Below are 23467 nucleotides of genomic sequence, written 5' to 3'. Positions count from 1 at the left end.
TATTCGTGTTTCAAAGAATGATTCGCATTAATTTTAAGATTATTGTAATAAATATATATAAAATCCGAACATTGCAATCATTCCGTCGCAAGGGAGGAAAATGGGGATTTCTGTCGAATTATATAAGCATCGAGACTGGAAATGAGGATCACCTTATGTTTAATTCTTTGCATACTCCTCGTCAATTAAATTGGAACCGTCTGCTGCTGAATGCCTTCTGGATTATGCTGCTGGTCCATTTATTAAATCAAATGCTTAACTCCCATAGCTTGCTGCCCGATTTAATGATTTTGGGCATCATTCTTCTGCTTGAGTGCGTTTATAAATGGAAGACTGCGTTTTCTGAAATCTCTATCACCATTGGAAGCTACTTTATTTCCAGTCTGATCATTTCTTTTCTTTCGGAGAATATTCATGTAAAACCGTTCTTCCTGCTGCTTCCGCTTCTGGTATCCATGATCTATCTAGAGACTGCGTACCTGCTTCTTTCCTCGATAGCTGCCCTGCTGTATACCGTAGTGGTGTTCGGGAGAACGATTGGCAACGAAGACATGCGGATTGAAATGATTCTGACCATGAGCATTATTGTGGCAACTTTGCTGACAGGGCTTGCCGTAATCCGCCGGGGACGGGACTTGATCCGCTCGCTGGAAAGCTCGGAGAAATCGGAGCAGGATCTGCGCATCCAGAATATCATTATGGACCGTCTGTCCAAGATCGACCCGCTGACGGATCTGTATAATCACAAGACCTTTCACGAATATTTTGGTTGGCTGATCGAACACCAAGAGTCGAATCCGTTTCCGATGCAGCTGGCCATACTCGATATCGATAATTTTAAAAAGGTCAACGATACCTACGGGCATTGGGTAGGGGATATTGCGCTAAAGCAAGTGGCTGGTACGATACTGGATCACATCGGTGCAGATGACTTTGCCGCCCGCTACGGAGGCGAAGAGTTCGTCGTCATTCTGACCGCCAAGCCGCTTGAGGCAGCCCATGAAATCATGGAACGGGTCAGGACAGGCATCGCCGGTCTGCCCATTGCCGAAATGGAAGGGAAATCGGTAACGGTGAGCATCGGTATGCATGATTTTCAGGGTGCCGGCTCCAAAAGCCTCGTCTTCCAGAAGGCGGACGACGCTCTATATGAAGCCAAGAAGACGGGAAAGAACAGAATCGTCATTCTATAATGCCAGGGAAACAGCGAAAGGGATGTCCACACCAGCATAAGGCTGGACTGTAGACATCCCTATTTTTCTTGCAGAACATGAATATCATTTCACTCGGCTTGCTGGGTGCTTACGACATACCGGGTTACCTCCAGCCTAATCAAGCTTATGGCGTCGCATCAGCTCCTGCGTATTCCGCTGCGAGAGCGGTCTGCTGAACAGGTAGCCCTGTACCTTGTCGCATCCGGCCTCCTCAAGAATAACCAGCTGGCTGCTGTCTTCCACGCCTTCCGCTACGACCTCCAGCCCCATTTCATGACCCAGTGACACCATCGTCCGGATAAACGACTGGCTGTATGAATCGTCCGACAGCGGATCAATAAAGGCCTTATCCATCTTGAGCGTGGTAATCGGCAGCTGCTGCAGGTAGCTAAGCGATGAATAGCCCGTTCCGAAGTCGTCCAGTGCGATGCGGATGCCTTGCATTTTTAAATACTCCAGCTTACCGACAATCCGCTCGAACGATTCAATGAAGACCGTCTCCGTAATCTCCAGTTCAAGGCACCCGGGGGAAATTCCGCTTTCGGACAGGACGTTCAGCACGGTTTCGATAAAATCGTCCTGCAGCAGTTGAATAACCGAGATATTGACCGCAATTTTATAGCAATTATTTTTCTGCTGGCACAACCCCGACATGAAATGGCAGGCCTTCCGGAGCACCCATTCCCCTATAGGGATAATCAGCCGGGAATCTTCAGCAATCTTGATGAACGACAGCGGCGAGACGAAGCCGAGAACGGGGCTGTTCCAGCGGATCAGCGCTTCAAAGCCGGAAATGGCGCCGGTAAGGAGATCAACCTGCGGCTGGTAGAATAGTTCAAACTCCTCATTGTCCAGCGCGCTGCGCAGATGCTTCTCAATCACCACCCGCTCGTTAAACTCGGTGTGCATCCCCCTGTCGTATACGGCATAAACGCCCTTGCCCGCTTCCTTAGCGCGGTACATCGCCACATCCGCATTTTTGAGAATTTCCTCCGTCGTATTTCCGTCTTCCGGGTAGAAGGAGATTCCGATGCTGGCGGAGACATAAACGCTGCTCTCACCGATCTCGAACGGTCTCCTGAACTCGAGGAGCAGCTGCTCCGCCAGCGCCAGCACTTCCTTATGCTCTTCAATATTTTTTAAGAATACGACAAATTCATCGCCGCCCAGTCTTGAGAGCATGCTGCCGTCACGAACAATGATCGACTGCAGTCTTTCGCTCACCTGGCAGATGAGAATGTCGCCGAACTTATGGCCCATCGTATCATTGATGTATTTGAAATTGTCCGTATCCACGAACAGCAGCGCAGCGCTGCCGCCGGGGCGCCCGAAGTATTCCTCCATCGTCTCCAGCAGAAAAAGACGGTTGGGCAAATGGCTCAAAGAATCGAAATAGGCGAGATGATGCATCTTTCTCTGATTCTCCAGCAGAGTGTCATACTGGTCCACAAGCTCCTGCTGCGTTGCCGCAAGCTGCTCGTAGGTCGCTTCAAGCTCCTGATAGCTGCCGCTAAGCTTAAGCTCCATTTGTTTCCGGTTGCTAATGTCGATCAGGGAACCAAGGAACAGCTGGATTCCTTCCCCCTTGTCGTAAGTCGCCTTGCCTCTGACCTCAAACCAGAAGTAATGCCCGCTCTTGGTCCGCATTCTATATTCACTTTCATACAGCGGCGTCAGGCCCGCCAGATGCTCCTCCCGGGCCTTGCTTGCCCGCTCCCGGTCATCGGGATGGATCAAACCAAGCACCGTTTCCACGGAAAGATCAATTTCATCTTGTTTATAACCCATGACCTCATACCAGCGTTCCGATACCCAGTGCCCCTGCTTCTCGTGATCGTATTCCCACAAAAAGGCGCCGGAGGCTTCCACAGCCAGGCGGAATCTTTGCTCGCTGTAGCTCAGCTTGCCGTTCTGATCCTGCAGCTCCTCCTTTGCGGTTGCCAGCTCTAAATGAGTGGCTTCCAGCTTCCTGTAGCTGTGCTGCAGCTCCAGCTCATTACGCTTAGACTCGTCGATATCTATGCCGATCAGTACAAAAGCTTTTGAATTGCCGCCCCCAAGCCCCTTAATCAGCGTCGTCCGGAACGTAAAGTATCGCCCCTCGGAAACTCCGTCCGGGATTTGAAATTCAACATGGCTGACAAAATCCTTCAAGGCCGCCCGGCACAGTAATTCTATCATCCTGTTTCCGCCGGGCACTCTCACCACCACATCGTCCAGGCTTTTTCCGATGATTTCCTTCTCCCTGAGGCCGATGACTTTTTCACCGTACTTGTTTAGGCGCAGCACCGTCCTGTCCTCATAAACCGCCCAGACCAGAACGCCCGTATGCTCGATCATATCCTCGAAAAACTGCTGCTCGGCCTGAATAATCCGGCGCAGATGATTAATATACATTCTGAGAAGGAAAGCGCCTACGGCCAGCAGACAGCAGCCGATCACGATCCAGGCGATGGTCTTCAAATGCATCCTGTTGCGGTAATCTTCGGAATGCTCGAAAAAATACTGCTGGTACAGCTCTTCAAACGCCCCGCTCTGCTTCAACTGCTTCAGACGGTCATTAATATAAGGCACAAGTTCCCGTGAAGTTTTACTGACTCCGTAAGCCACGTCCGCCGGATAAAGATTTCTCATTTTATGTATAATGCTGTCGGTTAATCCTTCTTCCACAATCAGATAATCAACGACCGTCTGGTTCTCGAACAGGAGATCAATATCGCCCCTGCCCAGAGCATTCAAAGCTTCCGCCACCGTCGGATACGCAGTATAGCCAGGGACCCCCAGCCTCTTCCGAAGCACGTCCTCGGTATACTGTCCCGCCCCCACGCCGACTTTATAATTGCCCAAGTGTTCCAGATCAATATCATCCTTTAAATCCTGCCGGGCGTACACGGAAATACGGATCTTCATGACAGGACTTGAAAAGAGAACGTCCTTCTTCCGCTCCTCGGTTACAGCCATCATTCCCGCCGTGTCAATCTCTCCGTCGCGAAGCTGCTGGTATACCTTGCTCCATGAGTCGCTGCCATAATGAACCAGGTAGTCCTGCTTCCCGAAAATCATATTGGTGAGATCAATGTCAAAGCCGGTCAAATATTCATTCTGTATATATTTGTAGGGAGGATAGTCCAGTTCCGCCTTGTAGACGACTTCTTCTCTTGCAGCGTAAGCGGCATCCGGCAAAAGTATAAGTAGAATAAAAAACAGGAGAATGACTTTGAACCGCCTCATACAATTTCTCCTTTTCGAGTACTTATTAACTATATAAGATCTTTCGACAAATATTGGGAGATATCCTGCTAACATTAGTATAAAACACCATCTCTAATCGTAAATATCACTTCTCATATCCATGCTTACATTATTAAATATTCCTTCTCTTGTCAGTTTGCTTAAAATTGTAACATTTCAAAGTGAGATATTTCACTTTTCATATTGATTTTTAGACGTATTATGTGGATAATAACAATAATGGTTTTGGTGATAATGATTATCATTATTAAAAACTGTTGTTGAAATTAATTTGAAGGAGACTGATTGCATATGAACGCAGCCGCTGCCCGGACGTCACTGAAGGTTGATGATTACCTGGATTTGTTTAATCTTGCCGTCAAGGTAGGAGATGTGAAATGGCAAAAAGAAATCAAATCCCGCCTGCAGTTCATAACTTACAAGAACTGCTGACTTACACTTGAACAGCCGCTGCCCGGTTTGCCGGAATGCGGCTTTTTTGCTGTTTACGCTGCCGTATTTCCTGTATGCGCATATCTTCAACGGCTTAACTTTTTACTCTACCTGCCTACCTGCATCATTTCAATAAACCGCTTGAAGGAAGAGGACAGCCAGCGGTCTTTGCGGTATATCAGCTGGATGAAGAAGCCTTTGCCGCCGTCTTCCGACACTGGAATCGCCTTTAGCTCCCCCCGCCGCAATTCTTCTAAAATCGTATAGCCCGGAAGAAAAGCAACTCCCCACTCATGCTTGACGGCCTGCTTGATTCCCTCCAGATTGCCGAACTCCAGCTCCACTCTCGGCGTCATTCCCAAACCTCTCATTTTTTGCAGCAAAAGATTCCGGTACGTACACGTATCCTCGGTCAGAACGAGCGGCTCGGCGGCAAGCATGGACAACTCTACCGAATCACGGCCCGCCAGCGGGTGCCCGGGATCGACAATGATGAACAGTTCCTCCGGCTGCAAAGCCAAGACCTGAAGCTCATCCGATGCATAGGGCATGTCAAAAATCAGGCCAAAATCGGCGGATTTATTCCGTACAGCGGCGATAATGTCACTTTCGGAACCCGGCAGCACGCGCATGCGGATATCCGGATACTGTTTACGGTAATGATGCAGGCGCTGCGGCAAAAAATAGGCGGCAAGCGTCTCGATCGAACCGATCGTCAGCTCTCCCGCCTGCCCATCGGAGATCATCTCCTTCGCTTCCTCCCTTAGCGCCAGCATTTGACCGGCATATTGGAGCAGCGTTCTGCCGGCAAAAGTGGGAACCATTCCCCTTCCCGAACGCTCCAGCAGCTTCGCCCCGTACATTTCCTCCAGCTTGGCAATCTGAGCCGTTACGCTGGACTGTGCATACCCCAGATTTTCAGCCGCCCGTGTAAGGCTGCCGCTTGCGGCGACCTCGCAAAAGGTTCGCAAATAGGTAAGCTCCATCCCGCATCCTCCCATTTAAATATCATTTATTTCGATAGTTGTTATCCAATACTATAGATAACTATAATGACCGATTCAAGCTAAAATAAAGAAAACAGCCATTTCAGAATTTTCAAGGAGGTTGAACGCATGAATTTCAAGCCGAAATCGCAGGTGCTGGCCGCCCCGGCCACTTCTCCTGCCGAGGCCGCAGCCTATTTTGCCGCAAAAGGAAGATTCGAAACCGACGTAGCCGATGTCGCTTACGATATTCGCGAACGAATCCGGAACTTCGTTCTGGTCGATGTCCGCGATGCCCGTTCCTATGAAGAAGCGCATCTGCCCGGCGCCGTCTCTCTCCCCTCGGGACATCTTGGCAGCGGCGGACTTACGGCTCTTCCGCAGGACAAAGTGCTGGTCCTGTACTGCTGGGGGCCGGCCTGCAACGGAGCAACCAAAGCGGCCGCCCGGCTGGCCGCGCAGGGCTACCGGGTCAAAGAGATGCTCGGCGGCATCGAGTATTGGCGGCGGGAAGGCGGACCGCTGGAAGGCACGCTTCGGGAGGAAGCGCCGCTCTGCTGGCATATGCCGCCAATGCCGCCGCAGGACCGCTAACCAGGAAGAAACGGGGCGGCCCATCAGGCCGCTTCGCAAGCAAAAGGCCTTCGCTTCTGTCTTCATGCAGAAGGAAGGCCTTTCTTTAATCAAGCCGGAGGATGCCATGAATTCCAGCCGCCGCCCCTTAATTAATGCGCTTCATCGTCCAGGAAAGGCTTGTTCACATAATAGTACATGACACCCATCAGCACGCCGCCGCCGATCAAATTGCCGAGGGTTACCGGAACCAGATTGTGCACGACACCGCCCCAAGAGATCGTTCCGGGGTGATCCAGCACAAGCGCGATCGCGAAGGTACACATATTGGCAATGCTATGTTCATAGCCCGAAATAAAGAAGCAGAAGACAAACAATACCATGGCGAACAATTTGGCGCCGTCGGCCTTCATCGACAGCGGCACGAAAAAGGCGAGACAGACGAGCCAGTTACAAAGGATCGCCCGCCAGAACAGCTGGATCGCCGGAGCTTCCATTTTATGAGCAACGACATTCAGGAGGAACCCGTTTACATTCGAATCATAGAATAGACCAGTCAAATAAATGAGCAGTGCAAATGCCGTTGCTCCAAGAATATTTCCGATATAGCTCCACACCCACATCCGTCCGACATCCGTCCACTGCATCTTCTTGCGAAGCGCCGCATAGGTGTAATAGAACGTATCGCCGGTAAACAGGTCGCCTCCGCCGTATGAAATAAGGATGATAGCGGCTCCGAATGTGACGGCAGCCATGGGATAGGTCATTGGAGAATGCTCCATGTAAAAAAAGTTTCCGGTTTTAAATGCCACGATAACCCCGAACCCGATAAACATACTGGCCAGCATAGCGCGGGCAATGTAACGGAATATACTGTTGCGGTATACTTTTTGCTTCTTGAGCGCCAACTGCTCGACTTTTAACAGCGCTTCATTCTCCATAGTTCCTCCGTGGGTTGTCGTATTTTCAGCAGCCTCTGGGATAACGCGAGCCTCGGCCTTATTATACCCAATAAACCGCAAAAAAACGCTTGAAACAACAAACCTCGAAGATTGGCGAATAATCTCTATTGCCAGAAATCCCTGTCGTCATTGAGCTCAGCGATTCCCTCCGCCTTCTTGCTGCTTGCCGCCACAAGAAGCACGAGAATCAGGCACCCCAGGATCATAAGACAGCCCCCTCCCCCATATTGCCGCGCCCTGTGGCAATGTATGTACCGGAGAGAGGGATTATGATTGCAGCGGCAAAAAAAGGCCTGCCGATCAAATCGGACAGGCCTGGCGATGATTCAATAAAAGAGGGTTGTCCCGATTTAGAAAACTGCCCAGCCCATGGTCCGCCGCTTTCAGCGCCTGAGGCCTGAGAAAAGGTTGTTCAATGGTGAACTTCGTTCTTCGCTTCACTATTATGCTTACGCCCGGCGCTGTACAGAATCGTTCCGACAAAGACGGAGATGATAACGGCAAAGAAGATAACATGGGGCATTTCGTATCCGAAAGCGCCGGCCATCATTTTACCGGCTATAATGGCAATCAGCAGGAAAGCCATCTGCTCCAGTTCAGGGAATTTCTCGATCAGCTTCAGGAAGATCTGCGCCACGCCGCGCATCATCAGCACGCCCAGAATTCCACCCATAAACAGCACCCATACTTCGCTGCTTAGGCCGAAGGCGGCGATGACACTATCGATACTGAAGGCGACGTCCATCAGCTCGACGAGCAGCACCGTTCTCCAGAAGGAAGCTCCCTTGTTCTCTACCGTTCCGTTCCCGCCGCCCTTGAAGATTCCTTTATAGGCGATGTAGAAGAGATAGAGGGCGCCAAGCACCTTGACCAATGTGAACTTGATCAGATAGGTGCCAAGGCCGATGGCCAAGAATCGGAACAGATATGCTCCCAGAATTCCGTAAAAGAGTGCCTTCTTCTGCTGCTCCTTGGGCAAATGCTTGACCATTACGGCAAGCACGAGCGCGTTGTCCGCCGAGAGCAGACCTTCAAGCAGGACCAGACTTGCGATGATGCCCCAGCTAACGGGGTTTGACAGCGTAGCCATTACATCATGCCATGAGAAAAAATGGCCATAGCTGTCGCTCATGCTCCTAACAAAATTTGATAACCCTTCCATATTCGCTTGCCTCCGGTAAAATCATATTATTTTCCGCCTGCGACACGGCGCAATCCCGGGCATTCGGCTTCGTTCATCTCACGCGCCCGCTGCTGGTATTTGTTCATGTCCCAGGTTATACATACCGCTCAGCCAATTGACTGATATGCGCCGCATGGCTGCCTTCGCCGATCGCCGAAAATTTCCATTCCGATTCGTGCCTGTACAGTTCTCCGCTGATCAGGGCGGTGAACCCGGAGTAGTTGTCCGACAAGTTATACTTGACCAGCTCGGCGCCGCCCGAAGCATTCTTCACACGGATATACGCCGACTTGATCATGCCGAAATCCTGTCCGCGGTGCACGGCATCGTAGATGTTGACGACAACCAGAATCCGATGCACATCAGATGGGACCGCGTCCAGGTTCACCCTGATTTGCTCATCATCCCCGTCATCATCCCCCGTCAGATTATCGCCGGAATGAACGACCGAATTACAGGAGCTTTGCATGTTATGGAAGCAGACCAGATTGGTCTTTTTCGTCAATTTCCCGTCAGCGTTCAGCAGCAGAGCCGAGGCGTCGCAGTCGACATTGTTCTTCTGCTTGGAGCCGAACAATCCCTTGTTCCCGGCAGGGTCCCAACCCAGACCGACGATCACGTTCGTCAGACCTGAGTTTCCCTTGGTCAGATCAATGTTCTGGCCTTTTCCCAAATGAATTCCAGCCAAGCGTGATCCCTCCATTTCGCAAAAAATGCATATACAAAGTCTTACGCTTAGAAATGGAATATGTTTCAATAAGGCGTACAACCACTTTCCCGCTTCTCGAAGTTTCCGGCTCCGATAGCGGAGCATATGGCAACAATGATAGGGTCCTTCCCACGCAGAAAAAAGCGGCGGAAAATCCCCGCCGCCTACAGTACCTTCGACAAAAATTCCCGGGTCCGCACATGCTTCGGATTTCCGAACAGTGCCTCCGGCGGCCCTTCTTCCACAATAGCGCCCTGCTCCATGAACAGCACCCGGTCGCCTACCTCGCGCGCAAAGCCCATCTCATGCGTGACGACGACCATCGTCATCCCTTCGCGGGCCAGATCCTTCATGACGGCCAGCACCTCGCCGACCATCTCGGGATCGAGCGCTGAAGTCGGCTCATCGAACAGCATAATTTTCGGTTCCATGGCCAGCGCCCTGGCAATGGCTACGCGCTGGGCCTGTCCTCCGGACAGCGAAGTAGGATATACCTCGGCCTTTTCGGCGAGCCCAACCTTATTCAGCAGCTCAAGTGCCTTTTGACGGGCCTGCTCCTCCGGCCATTTGCGAACCTGAACCGGCGCCAGCATAATATTCTCGATCACTTTTTTGTGTGGAAACAGGTTGAATTGCTGGAATACCATCCCGACCTCGGTGCGGATCTCGTTGATCCGCGTCTTCTTGTCCATCAGGCTAACGCCCTCGATAACGATGTCGCCTCCCTGCGGCTGCTCCAGCAAGTTCAGACAGCGGAGAAAGGTGGATTTGCCCGAGCCCGAAGGCCCGATTACGACGACTACCTCCCGGCTGTTAATGTCGATACTAACATCGCCCAGCACCGTATGGCTTCCAAACGACTTGCGAAGATGTCTGACTGAAATAATCGGTTCCATAGCTACTTACATCCTCCGTTCGATATAGCCGAGCAACTTGTTCAGCGAATAGGTGAGAATAAAATAAATAACCGCCGCCGTCAAATACGGCTCCCAAATCCGCATATACTGGCCTTTCATCGTATTGCCCCAGTACATGATTTCCGGCGCCGCGACGAGCGCCAGCAGCGAAGAGTCCTTGACCAGTACGATGAACTCATTGCCGAAAGCCGGCACCATCCGCTTGATGGCCTGCGGCAGCACCACGAACCGCATCGACTGCCCTCTGGTCATGCCCAGCGACAACGCCGCCTCCCGCTGACCGGAATCGACCGACTGAATGCCTGCCCGGAAGATTTCCCCCGCATAGGCCGCCGAATTGAGCGACAGCGCGACAACACCGGAAATCAGCGCGTTCGTGCTTCCGTAAAAGAAAGGCACCACCCCGAAATGCACGATCAGAATCTGCACGTACAGCGGAGTGCCCCGAAAGATATTGACATAAGCGTCAAAAGGCCAGCGCCAAAGCGGACTCTTCAGCATTCTGCCGAATCCGATACCCAGCCCGAGGATGGACCCAAGTATAATGGAGGCGATTGAAAAACCGATCGTGTACAAGGTTCCCCGTAAAAATAATGGAAAGTACCCCCAAATGATGTCGAAATTGAAATCCATCTTTCTCTTCCCCTTCTCTTCTTTTCGCGGGTAGGCGGCATGCGCCGTTCCCCATAGCTTCTCTGTCAAAAAAACAAGCACGCGCAATAGTGTTCATTACGCATGCTTGTTGGTCTTCCTTGCTTACTGCGCATTCTTCAAATTAGTCAAGTCGGGAGCTTCTCCGAACCATTTCTTGTAGATTTCCTCGTACTTGCCGTTCTCAATTACCTTTTGGATCGCAGGGTCCAGCTTCGCTTTCAGCTCGCTGCCCTTCGGATACAGAATCCCGTAAAACTCGGAGCCGAAATTCGGCGTATCCGTGATGCCAACCAGCTTCATTTTAGGATTGTTCTTGATGTACTCGCGAACGATCGCGATATCGGCTACAACCGCATCCGCTCCGCCGTTGTCCAGTTCCATCATCGCTACCGTATTGCTGTCAAAGCGCTTCAGCTTCGTGTTGCCCACGCCCATAATCTTGCTCATCAGTTCATCGGCGGTAGTGGCGGTCTGTACGGCAACCGTCTTATCTTTCAGGTCCAGCGCACTCTTGATGTCGCTGCCTTCCTTGACCATAATCATATTTGTCGATTCAAAATAAGGAACAGAGAAATCGTAGGTCTGCTGGCGGTCGTCGGTAATGGACACCGAAGACAGGCCTGCCTGATATTCCGTACCCTGCTTCACGCTCTCAAGCATCGTATCCCAACCGGTGTTCACCACTTCGTATTTCATTCCTGCTTCTTCCATGACCGCAGCGATAAAGTCGATGTCGAAGCCCTTAATCGTATCCTTGTCCATGTATTCCATCGGCGCATAAGAAGCGTCACTCGCGAACTTAACGACTGTTTCTGCGGCGCTGCCGCCGGAGTTTGTGCTGCCTGCATTACTTGCGCTGCTTGCATTATTTGCATTATCCGATCCGCAGCCCGCAATAGCCAATACCAAGATTGCGATTAAAGCTGACAAAATCCATTTATTTCTGGTCTTCGTCCCTTTTCTAGTCTCCACTCTCTCAATCCCCCTGAGAAATTATCTATAATACAAAGAGATTTTAACAGATTAAAGTGCGGATGACAATTATGTTTTCCTCATGATGTTATGTTACATCACATATTATCGGAAGTTTGTAACAATTTATCTGTACCCCCACTTAGCTTACGCATGAAGTGGGGGCTTCTGTTGGCATCGATACAGAGTTGCACACGCTTGCGAGCTTCATAATTGAAGACTTAGGCGCCTGTTTTATAAGAACATATGTTTGTTGATCAGACATGTCTAACCCCCACCTTAGCTTTTGGCTTAGAGATGGGGGACTGCGACACTAAATCTGTTCAATAAAAGTCATCAAAGGTGCGAATACTTCTGACACAAATATCATAAATGGTTCGATAAGCAGACTCAGAATACCCTTCTTCCTTATCTTCCTAATGGGGTTTGGTTCCCTAAGTTGTATGTCACATAACAGCATTGAACTCTCTTTATGATTTAACTGGAAGCCATTGCAAAACTCTCTGAATTTGGGTGTCCCAGTAACTCCAATCATGCCCTCCGGGACCTTCTTCGTAAGTTAAATCGAGTCCAATCTTTTTGGTAAAATCTTTGAAATCCTCGTTAACTTCATAAACATAATCTTCTGTTCCACAGCACTGATAGAGTTTAGGAATTTCTGTATTGGATTCTTTGACTCTCTCTGCAAGGTAATTCAGATCGTGCTCCGTTCCACTCAGTTCTCCCATATTTCCAAATGCATTCATAGCAACTTGATGCAAAGGCAGCAGAGTAGGACTTCCTTTATGCACCTTCTGGGCTAAGCTGTTAGCGACCTTATATAGATTAAGTGCTCCAGATAGGCTTGCAGCGGCAGCGTATTTATCCGGGCTGCTGAGTGCAAGCTTGAATGCTCCGTATCCTCCCATTGATAATCCGGCAACAAAATTATCTTCTCGCTTGCTGGAAAGAGGAAACAACATTCTTGCTATCTGTGGCAGCTCTTCGCTGAAATAGCTATAGTAAGGTTTACCATAGGCCATATCCGTATAAAAACTATGATCTGCTGCCGGCATCACAATCGCGATTTTTTTTGCCTCAGCATATCGTTCAATCGAGGTATTTCTCAACCAGGCACTGTGGTCATCGGACAAGCCATGGAGTAAATACAGAGTAGGATACTTCTTACCTTCTTCAAAATATTGCTGTAGTCTCCCGAAATTTTCATCATCCATTGTCGGAGTAGGAATATAGACGAACATAGAAGTTTGTAACATTAATTTCCTAGAAAAAAACTTACATTCCATCAAAGCCAAAAAAACCACACTCCATTCGTAAAAATATTGAATGCCAGGCTGCGCCTACCGGCGTAGCCTGGCGGGATTAATCGTGCGATACTTTTAACGCTGGCTTCAATCATGGTATGGTTAGCGCTCAGGCCTACATACGCCCCTTATGATTTATCTCCAGTTTTTAAACAAAGTTTCAATTTCCTCTAAAGTTTGAGTAGAGCTAGCTTTCTTTGCAACAAACTTCTGTAATACTTGACCGATATCGGTTGCTATAGGAAAGTAGTCCCAAAATGCCACTGGCACGACTTTTCCTTGTTCAAGATAAGATAATAAATCCATATTGATGGGACCAACGAATTGCTCTGTGGGTTTGATCGTTTTCATGGCTGGAACTTGATGAAAAACTTCAACGAGAGTTTTCTTCCCTATATCTGAGGTTACAAGGAAATTTAAGAATTTTTTGGCAATTTCTTTATTCGGAGATTTGTTGTATACCGCTAGTGAATAAATTTGCATGTTTATTTTGTCATTTAAATTGATATCATCCGTAAATGGGTATGGCATGATTCCCATTTTTAATCCCGGATTTGATTTATTAACATTGTCTTGAATCCAATTCCCTTGTAAAGCCATCGCAGCCTTTCCATTTACGAGATCATTTGCCTGTGTATTTCCGTCAGTTGTTAAATCTTTATGGTTTCCATGTTCAGCCGAAAAACGTAAAACATCAAGCATTCTTTCAAATAAGGGGTTACCAACAAGATGTGCCTTGCCATTCCTAAGGTCTTCAATAAACTGAACGGGATTATCTACTCTATCCATAGCATTATTAAAAAAATGTGCTCCCAACTGAAATAATGGTTCTCCATAAGAGTTAACAAACGGCTGGGTTCCAGAATCCTCGAGCTTTTGTGCAATAGCTTTAAGCTCTGTGAACGTCTTCGGTGTTGCTGTAATACCTGCTTTTTCAAAGAGCTCTTTATTATAAACCAGCCCAGCCCCTTCAATAATATAGGGCATCCCTAACAACTTGCCATCCCTCGTGACAAATCCTTTCGTACCTTCAAATAAATCACCCACCCACGGTTGGTCGGACAAATCCTCATAAAAGTCTTTCCAGACATCTACATTCCAGTTATTGAAAATATCAGGCATATCTCCGGCAGCGTATCTTGCTTTCATAGTTGGATCAAAGTCGACTGAATTAATATACGAGAACTCAACTTTAACTCCAGGGTTCTGTTTCTCAAATTCCCTGGCTATATCTTTGTATCCTTCAAGATTCTTATACTCAACCACTTTAATCGTTACTTCTTTTTGTTTATTGGATCCATCACCATTTGCTGCTTGATCTGTTTTTGATTGATTTCCACTAGAAGAACATGCCGACAGTAACGTTCCCAGTATTATTACCGTACAAACAACCGACCAAATCTGTTTCATACTTACCCCTCCAGTAATTTTTTGGAATTGCGATTGCTTATGAGAACAAACCCCTAATATGAAACAATTTATTAGGTAGATAGTTTGTTCAATTCGTTACCCTTTTACAGAGCCGGCTGTAATCCCATCAATGATATAACGCTGTAGGAAGAGGAAGAATAATAAAAGTGGAGCAGAAGTTATGACTAAAGCAGCCAATGCAGTGTTCCAATCTTTTTCCCTTTCACCAAAAAAGGTACTTACTGCCAGTTGTATAGTGCCGTAACCCGGTTTCCGCAACATAATGTTTGGAAGCAGAAAATCATTCCATATCGAAAATGAATTAATCAAAATAACCGTTACAACCATCGGTTTCAGTAAAGGAAATACAATTTTCCAATATACTCGGTACGGGCCGCAACCGTCTATTCGTGCCGATTCCTCAAGCTCTATTGGAATGGATTTAATAAATCCGTGAAATAATATTACAGCAAAAGAAACTCCGAGCCCCCAATATACAACAACAATTCCTAGAATGTTGTTCATTAATTGAAACCATTTCGCGACCTTGATCAAAGGGATCATTACCGCTTGAAACGGAACAGCCATTGAAGCTATACACATTCCAAATAAAAATCTATTCACCCGAGATTCATGACGTGCGATTCGGTATGAACCCATTGCCGAGATCAAGGTAATCCCTATTGATCCTAACAATGTGATAACAATCGTATTTCGAAATGCAATCGGAAGATTAATAGATTTCCAAGCTATTGAAAAGTTTTCCCAATGAAAACTAGTTGGAAGGGTCGCAGCGTTTTGGGTAATTTCGGCGAAAGTCTTGAAAGAATTAGCTAACACAAGGTAGAAGGGAGAGAGAAATAGGACAAGAATAAGCAGTAGCATTAGTTCTATTAGGAAAAATTTGCGGAAATAAGTGACACTCATCACACTTGCACCTCCCGCTTCTTCGTAAGATATACTTGAATAATTGAAATAATCATGACTATAAAAAAGAAAACAATGGCTTTTGCAGCACCCAGGCCCATATTATTTTTTGCAAATGCCTCAGTATAGATGTTCATAGCAACTGATTCGGTAGAAAGAAAAGGACCTCCTTTTGTAAGGGAATAGTTTAAATCAAATGATTTGAAGGAAGCGACAGTAGAAATAAAAATACAAACTGTAATGGATGGCATGATCATTGGGAAAATTATATTGCGCAGAATCTGTAGGGTTTTAGCTCCGTCAATCGTAGCTGCCTCGATCAAATCTTGCGGTACATTTGCAAGACCTGCAATATAATAAACCATAATATAACCGACTCCCTGCCAGACAAACACGATGACCAGCGCCCAAAAAGCGGTTGTTTCAGTACCTAGCCATGGTAGATTAAAAAAAGCAATGCCAGTATACTCACCGATAGTAGAGAACCCCTGAGTATATATAAATAGCCATATGAAACCAAGTATTATTCCACCAATTACGTTAGGCATAAAAAATAATGTGCGCAGTACATTTCTGCTCTTTAAAGGCTTCGATAAAAAGTATGCTATTATGAACCCGATTACATTGCATAAAATAACTGACACAATTGTAAAACGAATCGTAAACCAGAGTGAATGTATGAACGCTGTATCATTTGTGAAGATAAATTTATAGTTGTCAATTCCAACCCAAGGCAGCTTATCCGACAAACCGTTCCAATCCGTAAATGAATAATAGATACCAAAAGTAAAAGGAATGGCCGTGATCAAAATGAACAAAACAACAAAAGGGCCCATAAATACAATTTGTTGCATTATACTTGATGACCAAACTCTGTTCATTACAACACCTCTGTTGTTATTTCTTAATATTAATAATGCTATCTGGAATAATAACGAACTTCGAATGTTTTACAGCCAGTCGGCGATATCCAAGGACCGTGCTTCATACCGGGCGGTCGGCAAGCCACCATACCCGCAGTAAACTCCTGATTTAGAGTCAAGTCGATTATTGAACCTTCAATGATATACAATTCCTCCCAAAAATCATGGATCTGTACCCCGTTAGGCGTCGTATCGGTCCCTGGCTCAAAGATGAGGATCCGCGTCGCGACACCCGATTCCGGATCTTGGGCGATGACTCTTTCTGATAAGCCTTCCACCTTGCTAAAAGGTACTTGCGCAAATTGACGATAATCGGTAAATTCCAGTTCCGGTTTTCCCATTTCTTATTCCTCCTCAGCATTTTTTAAAAGCTTCATTTGATATTTAAGCTCAAGCTTGCGGCCTGTCTTGCGATCCACCAGCTCAGCCCGAAAGACGCCTCCAAACACAAATCCCCCGTGAAGCGGCAGTGTGCCGCAATAAAGCGCCATATCGGAGCCTGCATAGCCTCTTTCTTCTACAATTCTCATCAACTGCTCCGGATGCAGAAACTCGCCTAACCTTCCGGATTGATATAATTGCTCGCTGCCATTGATCTGTACCCAGCTTTTAATTTCAATTTCATCCCACCGATTAATAAACGAATCAAGCAACCAAAGCTCTTTAGTAACGGTTTTGGCGCAAACCTGTTTTGATTTTTGGATCGATACCGCCTCCAGTATCCGATCGGTATGGTCACTGCCAAGCCCTGCGTACCAGCTTCCATTAATGTGGAGCAATACGACCTCTGCTTCACCGCTGCTGTCATTTTGAACAACTGTGATTTCGTTCGAGGTAAGCAGCAGCTCCGGGGATAGATCATACAGCATCGGAACCTGTGGCGGGGCCGGGACACCCAATTCTTTCAATTCCTCTATATGTTTCTTGACAGCCTCTTGATCCTTGCCTGTATAACCCGCAATAACCAAGCGTTGGGGTGACCAGCTTATAACGGTCTCTTCGCATATAAATTCCATCTTCTCATACATCCTTTCTCATCAGCCTATAACACACGATGTTTCAAGCTAGGGAATGTTTCTCTTATTCGGGATACTTCGGACGGATCAATTTCTGATTTCACGATCGTTTCTTGTTCTTCGCCTGATGCCAACGTAATGCCCCACGGATCAACTATTGAACTGTGTCCGCCGAGCAGAACATTCTGGGTTGTACCTACACAATTACATGAAATAAGAAAGCTTTGATTTTCCAATGCGCGCGTAGCATTAAACAACTTCCAATGCTCAAGACGCTGATGCGGCCAAGCCGAGGCAACAAGGAACATCTCCGCTCCTAAGTCAACCTGCTGGCGGTAAAGTTCAGGAAACCTAAGATCATAGCATGTTGTCAGTCCAACCTTTCCGAACTCGGTTTCGATTACTTTCGCGCCATCTCCTCTTGTCAGAAGCTCGCCTTCTTTTGAGCCATAGCGGAATAAATGCGTTTTATGATAAGTGCCTGCCAGCTTGCCTTGACGATCAAACAGAATGCTTGTGTTGTAATAATTTCCGTCTCTCTTTTCGACAAAGCTTCCCGCAAACAAATAGACCCCGTGACTTTTCGCAATTTCAGAAAATAATGTAACAAAGGGACCTGTGATCAACTCCGCCTCTTCTATATACCTATCAAACGAAAAGTAACCGGTGGCCCATATTTCCGGCAGCAGGATCAGATCTGCGTCTTGAGCCGCTTGATCCACCAGCCCGGCAGCACGTTCAATTCGCTGTTCTTTACTCTCCTGATCCTTAATTTCCAATTGAATGGATGCAATTTTCATGCCTCTCTGTCCCCTCCTTTTGGGATCGTGAATATACGTTAAGCAAGGTTAATCAGCGCATTCTTCATTTCGTCATCCAGCTTTTTAATCAATTCAGCTTTGTATGTTTTGACAAATGTCGGAAGGGTAACCATTTTGCCGCCGTAGAAGATGATGTCTCGAATTTCTTGTATTTCCACTTCTAACAGTGCCATCTTTAACGTAATATCTTCTGTTTTACTGACCTTTACCACTGCAGTCCCTTTAATAGAGTACACCGTCTCATGTGAAAAAAAATTCAAAACCAATTTGGGGTCCTCTTTCAATATCCGTACAAAATCAGATTTGGCGTCGATTGCAAAACGAATCGTTTGGGGACCTACTGCATAGACCCATGAAAGGGCCGTCGAAAATATATCCCCGTTTTCTTTATTCACTACATTCAGGATCACAATGCTCTGGCCTTGTAACTCGGATATCATGCCGGCTGTAAGCTCGGTAATAAGTGTGGTCATGTCCTACTCCTCCTTTAATAAGGCTTTCGGAAGGGTATAGCTTCCCAGAAAACGGTCGACGATTTCAAGAGGTTCATGATAACCATAATTACGATAGGCGTGCCCCCTTACGACAAATGGAGCTCCATTGTAAAACATTTCATATTGTTGGTGGCGTCCAGCGAACTCTGAACCGATGATATCCCATGCCAATCGGTACAATTGAATTCTTGCCTCTGAATCGACGCCGGAAGCGCGTATATATTGGCGGATATCATCTTTGGTTTCCGGATTGACCATCTCATGATAGGAGGAAGGCAACTGCAGCACGCCTCCACCGACAAGCTCGCGCAGAATTTTAATTACACCTGCATAAATTTGATCTTGCATACCGACTATGCCATACAAAAACCGCGCATTAGGTCGAGCTGTGCCCTTCTCATCCACTACACACTCATACTCACTTGCAAGCAGCATGCCTTCAACTGTCGCAGCCAATGAAGCAAGTTCACCTAACCGTTCCTGTACCTGCGGAAACTTGTCAGTCCCCCCCATTGCAGTAATCTTTCGGGCTACCCCGATCGTAAATTTCAATTTTGTAGACAGTCGAATTTGCGCCTGATTGTTCCCTAACACATGAGCCGGTGTCTCATGGAACTGCGCCCTCGTTGCTTCAATGTTCTTATATGTGAATACATGCTTCCACGGAATAAATACATCGTTGAATACAACTAGCGAATCACTTTCGTCAAACTGAGTAGAAAGAGGATAATCGAATGTGCTTTCCTTGCCTGTTGCATAGGCAGGACGAGGGTACAGCTTTAACCCGGGCGTATCAATCGGCAGGACAAAGGATATGGCATAATCCTCATCGCCCGGTCTGAGAGGTGTAATACAACTGACAAATAAATAGTTGGAAACTGCAGTGCTCGTCCCGAGCATTTGCGATCCGCGTACGACTATGCCCTCCTTCCTCTCTTCAAGAACACCAACTGGTAAATACTTTTCTTCTTGCTCATGTGCGGCCTTGCTGCGATCCACCTGCGGAGGAATGATGACATAGGTTACAAACAAGTCTTCATCGCGAGCGTACTGATAGAAGTCCAACACGTTTTGCTTGTACTCACCGAATACTTCCGGGGAACTGGCGAATCCTGCAAGGAAAGCGGCAACGTGGTCAGGGCTGCGTCCTGCGAACCCACAAGTCGCTTCCGCCCACTTGGTGATTGCTCGGCGGCGGATAGCCAGTTCCTCGCGACAGCGGGGGATCATAAACACTTTATTGGCGGTGGTCCCGTCCTCGGTTGTATAAATCATGTCGTTAGCCGGATCCGCAGCCAAATCATACAGGGTCGCAAATGACTGTGTAATACCCCTGAACGCGGGATGTGTCGTGACATCATCAACTTTCTCCCCATTAATGTAGATACATCTGTTATCTTTCAATGAATCCAAATATTGTTTGCCATTACGAACCATCGCTGACCATCCCTTCGCCTAATTCAAGTTTGAATTCCGTATGTTGTGTTGTGTATACACAAAATCATAAAAAAAATTTACTTGAATCGTTTATGTTAGATTAGCTAACTAAATTCTATGCATTAGGCTCTTATTAGTCAATAGTATTTCAAATTTTCTGAAAAATTTGTAGGTTTCCTTACATAAGAAGATATATATATATAAAATACATGTAATCGCTTTCTTAATTGGGTGCTATCATTTTATTATCTTATTTAGTTAATTAACGTATGTTTTGTATTGTTTAAATGTAAAGTCATCGCTTCACCAGATTTTTCTTCATCTTTGCTTTCCATACAAGAAATAATAGACATATGCTCCTCTAATACCTCGTTCATCCGGTTACTTTTCTTAATGGCCCTTAATCCGATAAGCTGTGACAAATTATGAAGATTCAGCAGCACTTGCTCAATTAATTCAAAATCGACAAATTTAACAAGAGAAGTATGAAATAATTGGTCGAGTTTAATAAAAGCAATGTCATCGTTGGCTAACATAGCTTCCTTTTGCTGCTTACAAATATTTTTTAGCATCTTCAATTGTTCCGGTGTAATGATTTTGGCCAGTTTTCGGATTATTTTCGTTTCTATTGAAGTTCGAAGTAAAAATATTTGCTCGATTTCACTTTCAGTCACTCTGCGAACTGTCATCCCTTTGCGCGGAATTGAAACGATTAAGCCTTCTTTAATTAAATCCTGCAAAGCTTCCCTAACGGGTGTTCTTGATGTATTCAGTAATTCTGCCAACTTAACTTCAGTAAAAATTTCTTCCGAAGAAATATAGCCACTCAAAATAACGTGCTTAATTTCATTGTAAACTCTTTCCTTTGTCGTGGAAGGTTTATCGATTGGTTTTATATTAAACTTAGTTGAAGCCATGTCAATTCATACCTTTCTATGTAGTGATTTATGTATACATAATACGCAACTAATCTAGTAACGTCAATATAATATATGGCAGTTTTCATTTTCATATCCTCAAGACTCAGCGCCTGTTGCACCCGAATGAGAGAGCCAACGTCCAATACGTTCGTTTTGCCAATGAAGGGTCTTTTACCTCCAAGGACAACCGGATTTATTCAGAGGTGGATTTTTGTATATTACGTAGCACGTACCGCGCGCCGATATTATACGAGACGCCCAGATCCGCGTGATACGTTTTGCCTGTTGTAAAAAAGAGCACTGCCAAGAGTGTAGCCTCTTGATCAATGCCCTAATATAAAAATCTGTGAAATTTTGTTAAAACGTCAGATCCCCGTCATAGGAAGCGATCAGGCGATACAGCTCCGGACGGCGGTCGCGGAAGATGCCCCACTCGATCCGCAGGGTCTCCAGCGCGTCCAGATCGAACTCGCCGACCAGCACCGTCTCTTCGCCGCGTCCAGCCTCGGCAATCTTGTTACCCTGCGGACCGGCGATGAACGAGGACCCGTAGAAATTGATGCTTGATTCTTCGTCCTCTTCACGGCCGATGCGGTTGGAAGCCACAACGGGAATCAGGTTCGCCGCGGCATGGCCGAGCATGCACATCTGCCAGTGATCCTTCGAATCAATGGAGCTGTCCTGCGGCTCCGAGCCGATGGCTGTCGGATAGAACAGAAGCTCCGCGCCCATTAGCGTCATGACGCGCGCCGCTTCCGGATACCATTGATCCCAGCATACCCCTACCCCGATTTTGGCGTAACGGGTGTTCCATACTTTAAAGCCGGTGTCCCCGGGATTGAAATAAAATTTCTCCTCATAGCCGGGACCGTCCGGAATATGGCTCTTGCGGTATTTGCCAAGAACGCTTCCGTCGGCGTCGATGACGGCCAAAGAATTGTAACGTGCATAGTTTTTCTTCTCATAGAAGCTGATCGGCAGCACGACCTTCAGTTCTTTTGCCACCTCTCTAAAATGGTTCACGGCTTTATTCTGTTCCAACTCCGTGGCGTACTCATAGTAATCCGACTTTTCCTTCTGGCAGAAATAGGGCGTCTCGAACAGCTCCTGCAGCAGAATAATCTGCGCTCCCTGCGCCGCCGCTTCCCGAACCAGTTTGTCGGCCTTGGCAATATTCTCATCAATGCTGCCGGAGCAGCTCATCTGCGTTGCGGCTACTTTTACGTTTCTCAAGCTTATGTCCTCCTTGCTATGACTTCAATCGAAATATATTAACTTCTGGGGCCGGCATTTGCTGCGTCGTGCAGTGCACATTGCCGCCCTCACGGATGACCGCCATTCCATTTACCGTGCGGATTCGCCGGTCCGGGAACAGGCGCTTCAGCGTTTCCTCCGCGAGCGCATCGCTCTCGGACGCGCCGAACACAGGCAGGATAATTCCGCCGTTGACGAAATAGAAATTCAGATAGCTGAGCGTCAACCGGCTTCCCTCATGGTCGGCGCGCGGCGGCTGCTGGATTTTGACGATCTCCAGCTTCCGGCCCTTAGCGTCCGTCGCATTCTCCAGAATGCGCAGATTCTCAGCCGTGATCTCATAATTCTCATCCTGCGGGTCCTCGCAGACCTGAATGATCACCTTGCCCGGAGCGGCAAAGCAGGCGATATTGTCGACATGTCCGTCAGTCTCGTCTCCGCTGAGGCCGCGTTTCAGCCAGATGATCTTGTCCGCGCCGGTGTACTGGCGAAGAACCTCCTCAATATCTCCCCGGCCGAGCCCCGGATTGCGGTTCGGATTCAGCAGACATTCCTCGGTCGTAATCAGCGTGCCTTCGCCGTCGGTATGAAAGGAACCTCCTTCCATCACAATCGGTGCGTCGAACCGGGCAACCTTCACCGTCTCGATAATTTGCGGAGCAACCTTGTCGTCGAGATCCCATGGCGAGTATTTGCCGCCCCAGGCGTTGAACTTCCAGTTGATGCCGGCAAGCTGCCCGTCAGTGTTCATGACAAAGGTCGGACCGTTATCCCGCAGCCAGGCGTCGCTGTGTTCAATCGGCAGAAAGGTGATTCCGGGCCCGCTTACCAGGCGCATGACCTCCTCCTGCTCGTCCGGATTGACAACGACCGTCACCGGCTCGAATTCGGCGATGGCCCGGATAATATCCGCATATCCTTGGCATACGGATTCATGATCGTCCGGAAAGCACATGGACGCCTGCACCGGCCAGGAAATAAACGTGCGCTCATGCTTCGCCCATTCGGGCGGCATGCTATAATTCAAATCTTCAGGATTCATCATTTTAGCTCACTTTACATTAGTCTCCGGAATACAATTCCCCTGCATTCCTTACCCATCATACA

23 protein-coding genes are annotated in these 23467 nt (G+C 47.4%); 3 read left to right on the top strand and 20 right to left on the bottom strand.

Going from position 1 to position 23467, the window contains the following annotated elements:
- Positions 1-155 precede the first annotated feature (155 nt).
- Positions 156-1193, top strand: coding sequence for a GGDEF domain-containing protein (locus tag KP014_RS04930; RefSeq protein WP_036594209.1), 1038 nt, complete (start codon positions 156-158; stop codon positions 1191-1193).
- Between the two features lie 135 nt (positions 1194-1328).
- On the opposite strand, the gene KP014_RS04925 is transcribed toward KP014_RS04930, so the two are convergent.
- The gene (locus tag KP014_RS04925) at positions 1329-4445 is read right to left on the bottom strand and encodes an EAL domain-containing protein (RefSeq protein ID WP_051499914.1); all 3117 of its coding nucleotides are present in this window, start codon (positions 4443-4445) and stop codon (positions 1329-1331) included.
- A gap of 312 nt (positions 4446-4757) precedes the next feature.
- On the opposite strand from KP014_RS04925, the gene KP014_RS04920 reads away from it, so the two are divergent.
- Complete coding sequence (locus KP014_RS04920) at positions 4758-4898, top strand: hypothetical protein (protein ID WP_175491865.1); 141 nt, start codon at positions 4758-4760, stop codon at positions 4896-4898.
- Positions 4899-5005: 107 nt separating this feature from the next.
- Here KP014_RS04920 and KP014_RS04915 read toward each other — a convergent pair whose 3' ends face one another.
- Positions 5006-5884 (bottom strand): LysR family transcriptional regulator, encoded by an 879-nt coding sequence (locus KP014_RS04915; protein ID WP_036594208.1) that lies wholly within the window; start codon positions 5882-5884, stop codon positions 5006-5008.
- 129 nt (positions 5885-6013) lie between these two features.
- On the opposite strand from KP014_RS04915, the gene KP014_RS04910 reads away from it, so the two are divergent.
- Positions 6014-6478, top strand: a complete 465-nt coding sequence (locus KP014_RS04910) for a rhodanese-like domain-containing protein (RefSeq protein ID WP_036594206.1) — start codon at positions 6014-6016, stop codon at positions 6476-6478.
- A gap of 131 nt (positions 6479-6609) precedes the next feature.
- Here the strand turns inward: KP014_RS04910 and KP014_RS04905 are convergent, their stop codons facing one another.
- The 18 genes from KP014_RS04905 to KP014_RS04820 form a co-directional block, all read right to left on the bottom strand.
- On the bottom strand, positions 6610-7398 hold the full coding sequence (locus KP014_RS04905) for a formate/nitrite transporter family protein (RefSeq protein ID WP_036594205.1): 789 nt from the start codon (positions 7396-7398) through the stop codon (positions 6610-6612).
- 433 nt (positions 7399-7831) lie between these two features.
- Positions 7832-8581: a TerC family protein gene (locus KP014_RS04900; RefSeq protein ID WP_036594204.1), complete on the bottom strand. Its 750-nt coding sequence runs from the start codon at positions 8579-8581 to the stop codon at positions 7832-7834.
- 115 nt (positions 8582-8696) lie between these two features.
- On the bottom strand, positions 8697-9290 hold the full coding sequence (locus KP014_RS04895; protein ID WP_036594203.1) for a TerD family protein: 594 nt from the start codon (positions 9288-9290) through the stop codon (positions 8697-8699).
- Positions 9291-9475: 185 nt separating this feature from the next.
- Complete coding sequence (locus tag KP014_RS04890) at positions 9476-10198, bottom strand: amino acid ABC transporter ATP-binding protein (protein ID WP_036594217.1); 723 nt, start codon at positions 10196-10198, stop codon at positions 9476-9478.
- A 15-nt stretch (positions 10199-10213) separates the two neighbouring features.
- Positions 10214-10861: an amino acid ABC transporter permease gene (locus tag KP014_RS04885; RefSeq protein ID WP_036594202.1), complete on the bottom strand. Its 648-nt coding sequence runs from the start codon at positions 10859-10861 to the stop codon at positions 10214-10216.
- A 123-nt stretch (positions 10862-10984) separates the two neighbouring features.
- A complete protein-coding gene (locus KP014_RS04880; protein WP_036594201.1) occupies positions 10985-11854 on the bottom strand; it encodes a basic amino acid ABC transporter substrate-binding protein in 870 nt (289 codons plus the stop codon).
- 470 nt (positions 11855-12324) lie between these two features.
- The gene (locus KP014_RS04875; protein WP_036600685.1) at positions 12325-13149 is read right to left on the bottom strand and encodes an alpha/beta hydrolase; all 825 of its coding nucleotides are present in this window, start codon (positions 13147-13149) and stop codon (positions 12325-12327) included.
- Positions 13150-13293: 144 nt separating this feature from the next.
- A complete protein-coding gene (locus KP014_RS04870) occupies positions 13294-14568 on the bottom strand; it encodes an ABC transporter substrate-binding protein (RefSeq protein WP_036600686.1) in 1275 nt (424 codons plus the stop codon).
- A gap of 96 nt (positions 14569-14664) precedes the next feature.
- The gene (locus KP014_RS04865; RefSeq protein ID WP_036600687.1) at positions 14665-15495 is read right to left on the bottom strand and encodes a carbohydrate ABC transporter permease; all 831 of its coding nucleotides are present in this window, start codon (positions 15493-15495) and stop codon (positions 14665-14667) included.
- Positions 15495-16376 (bottom strand): carbohydrate ABC transporter permease, encoded by an 882-nt coding sequence (locus tag KP014_RS04860; RefSeq protein WP_036600688.1) that lies wholly within the window; start codon positions 16374-16376, stop codon positions 15495-15497. The genes KP014_RS04865 and KP014_RS04860 overlap by 1 nt, the downstream gene beginning before the upstream one ends.
- A 38-nt stretch (positions 16377-16414) precedes the next feature.
- Positions 16415-16759, bottom strand: a complete 345-nt coding sequence (locus tag KP014_RS04855; protein WP_036600689.1) for a cupin domain-containing protein — start codon at positions 16757-16759, stop codon at positions 16415-16417.
- Between the two features lie 3 nt (positions 16760-16762).
- Positions 16763-17434, bottom strand: coding sequence for a DUF2848 family protein (locus KP014_RS04850; RefSeq protein ID WP_036600691.1), 672 nt, complete (start codon positions 17432-17434; stop codon positions 16763-16765).
- A gap of 26 nt (positions 17435-17460) precedes the next feature.
- On the bottom strand, positions 17461-18234 hold the full coding sequence (locus tag KP014_RS04845; protein ID WP_036600693.1) for a carbon-nitrogen family hydrolase: 774 nt from the start codon (positions 18232-18234) through the stop codon (positions 17461-17463).
- 38 nt (positions 18235-18272) lie between these two features.
- Positions 18273-18728, bottom strand: a complete 456-nt coding sequence (locus KP014_RS04840) for a PNPOx family protein (protein ID WP_036600696.1) — start codon at positions 18726-18728, stop codon at positions 18273-18275.
- A gap of 3 nt (positions 18729-18731) precedes the next feature.
- Positions 18732-20186: a 4-hydroxyphenylacetate 3-hydroxylase family protein gene (locus KP014_RS04835; RefSeq protein ID WP_036600698.1), complete on the bottom strand. Its 1455-nt coding sequence runs from the start codon at positions 20184-20186 to the stop codon at positions 18732-18734.
- 254 nt (positions 20187-20440) lie between these two features.
- A complete protein-coding gene (locus KP014_RS04830; RefSeq protein ID WP_036600699.1) occupies positions 20441-21103 on the bottom strand; it encodes a GntR family transcriptional regulator in 663 nt (220 codons plus the stop codon).
- A gap of 360 nt (positions 21104-21463) precedes the next feature.
- Positions 21464-22339 carry an N-carbamoylputrescine amidase gene (gene aguB, locus KP014_RS04825; protein ID WP_090834236.1) on the bottom strand — a complete coding sequence of 292 codons (876 nt, stop codon included), beginning with the start codon at positions 22337-22339 and terminating at the stop codon, positions 21464-21466.
- A gap of 16 nt (positions 22340-22355) precedes the next feature.
- Positions 22356-23402 carry an agmatine deiminase family protein gene (locus tag KP014_RS04820; RefSeq protein ID WP_036602876.1) on the bottom strand — a complete coding sequence of 349 codons (1047 nt, stop codon included), beginning with the start codon at positions 23400-23402 and terminating at the stop codon, positions 22356-22358.
- Between the last annotated feature and the right edge of the window lie 65 nt (positions 23403-23467).

This window comes from Paenibacillus sophorae, from assembly GCF_018966525.1.
Classification (GTDB): Bacteria; Bacillota; Bacilli; order Paenibacillales; family Paenibacillaceae; genus Paenibacillus_AQ; species Paenibacillus_AQ sophorae.
The sequence above is the reverse complement of the archived record's forward strand: the minus strand, read 5'-3'. Positions and strand labels throughout refer to the sequence as shown.

Coding starts and splice junctions, on each gene's coding strand:
- KP014_RS04855 (WP_036600689.1), bottom strand. CDS start 16,759: ATGGGAAAACCGGAACTGGAATTTACCGATTATCGTCAATTTGCGCAA.
- KP014_RS04920 (WP_175491865.1), top strand. CDS start 4,758: ATGAACGCAGCCGCTGCCCGGACGTCACTGAAGGTTGATGATTACCTG.
- KP014_RS04835 (WP_036600698.1), bottom strand. CDS start 20,186: ATGGTTCGTAATGGCAAACAATATTTGGATTCATTGAAAGATAACAGA.
- KP014_RS04845 (WP_036600693.1), bottom strand. CDS start 18,234: ATGAAAATTGCATCCATTCAATTGGAAATTAAGGATCAGGAGAGTAAA.
- KP014_RS04930 (WP_036594209.1), top strand. CDS start 156: ATGTTTAATTCTTTGCATACTCCTCGTCAATTAAATTGGAACCGTCTG.
- KP014_RS04870 (WP_036600686.1), bottom strand. CDS start 14,568: ATGAAACAGATTTGGTCGGTTGTTTGTACGGTAATAATACTGGGAACG.
- KP014_RS04905 (WP_036594205.1), bottom strand. CDS start 7,398: ATGGAGAATGAAGCGCTGTTAAAAGTCGAGCAGTTGGCGCTCAAGAAG.
- KP014_RS04840 (WP_036600696.1), bottom strand. CDS start 18,728: ATGACCACACTTATTACCGAGCTTACAGCCGGCATGATATCCGAGTTA.
- KP014_RS04900 (WP_036594204.1), bottom strand. CDS start 8,581: ATGGAAGGGTTATCAAATTTTGTTAGGAGCATGAGCGACAGCTATGGC.
- KP014_RS04850 (WP_036600691.1), bottom strand. CDS start 17,434: ATGGAATTTATATGCGAAGAGACCGTTATAAGCTGGTCACCCCAACGC.
- KP014_RS04885 (WP_036594202.1), bottom strand. CDS start 10,861: ATGGATTTCAATTTCGACATCATTTGGGGGTACTTTCCATTATTTTTA.
- KP014_RS04860 (WP_036600688.1), bottom strand. CDS start 16,376: ATGAACAGAGTTTGGTCATCAAGTATAATGCAACAAATTGTATTTATG.
- KP014_RS04830 (WP_036600699.1), bottom strand. CDS start 21,103: ATGGCTTCAACTAAGTTTAATATAAAACCAATCGATAAACCTTCCACG.
- KP014_RS04820 (WP_036602876.1), bottom strand. CDS start 23,402: ATGAATCCTGAAGATTTGAATTATAGCATGCCGCCCGAATGGGCGAAG.
- KP014_RS04910 (WP_036594206.1), top strand. CDS start 6,014: ATGAATTTCAAGCCGAAATCGCAGGTGCTGGCCGCCCCGGCCACTTCT.
- KP014_RS04915 (WP_036594208.1), bottom strand. CDS start 5,884: ATGGAGCTTACCTATTTGCGAACCTTTTGCGAGGTCGCCGCAAGCGGC.
- KP014_RS04925 (WP_051499914.1), bottom strand. CDS start 4,445: ATGAGGCGGTTCAAAGTCATTCTCCTGTTTTTTATTCTACTTATACTT.
- KP014_RS04865 (WP_036600687.1), bottom strand. CDS start 15,495: ATGAGTGTCACTTATTTCCGCAAATTTTTCCTAATAGAACTAATGCTA.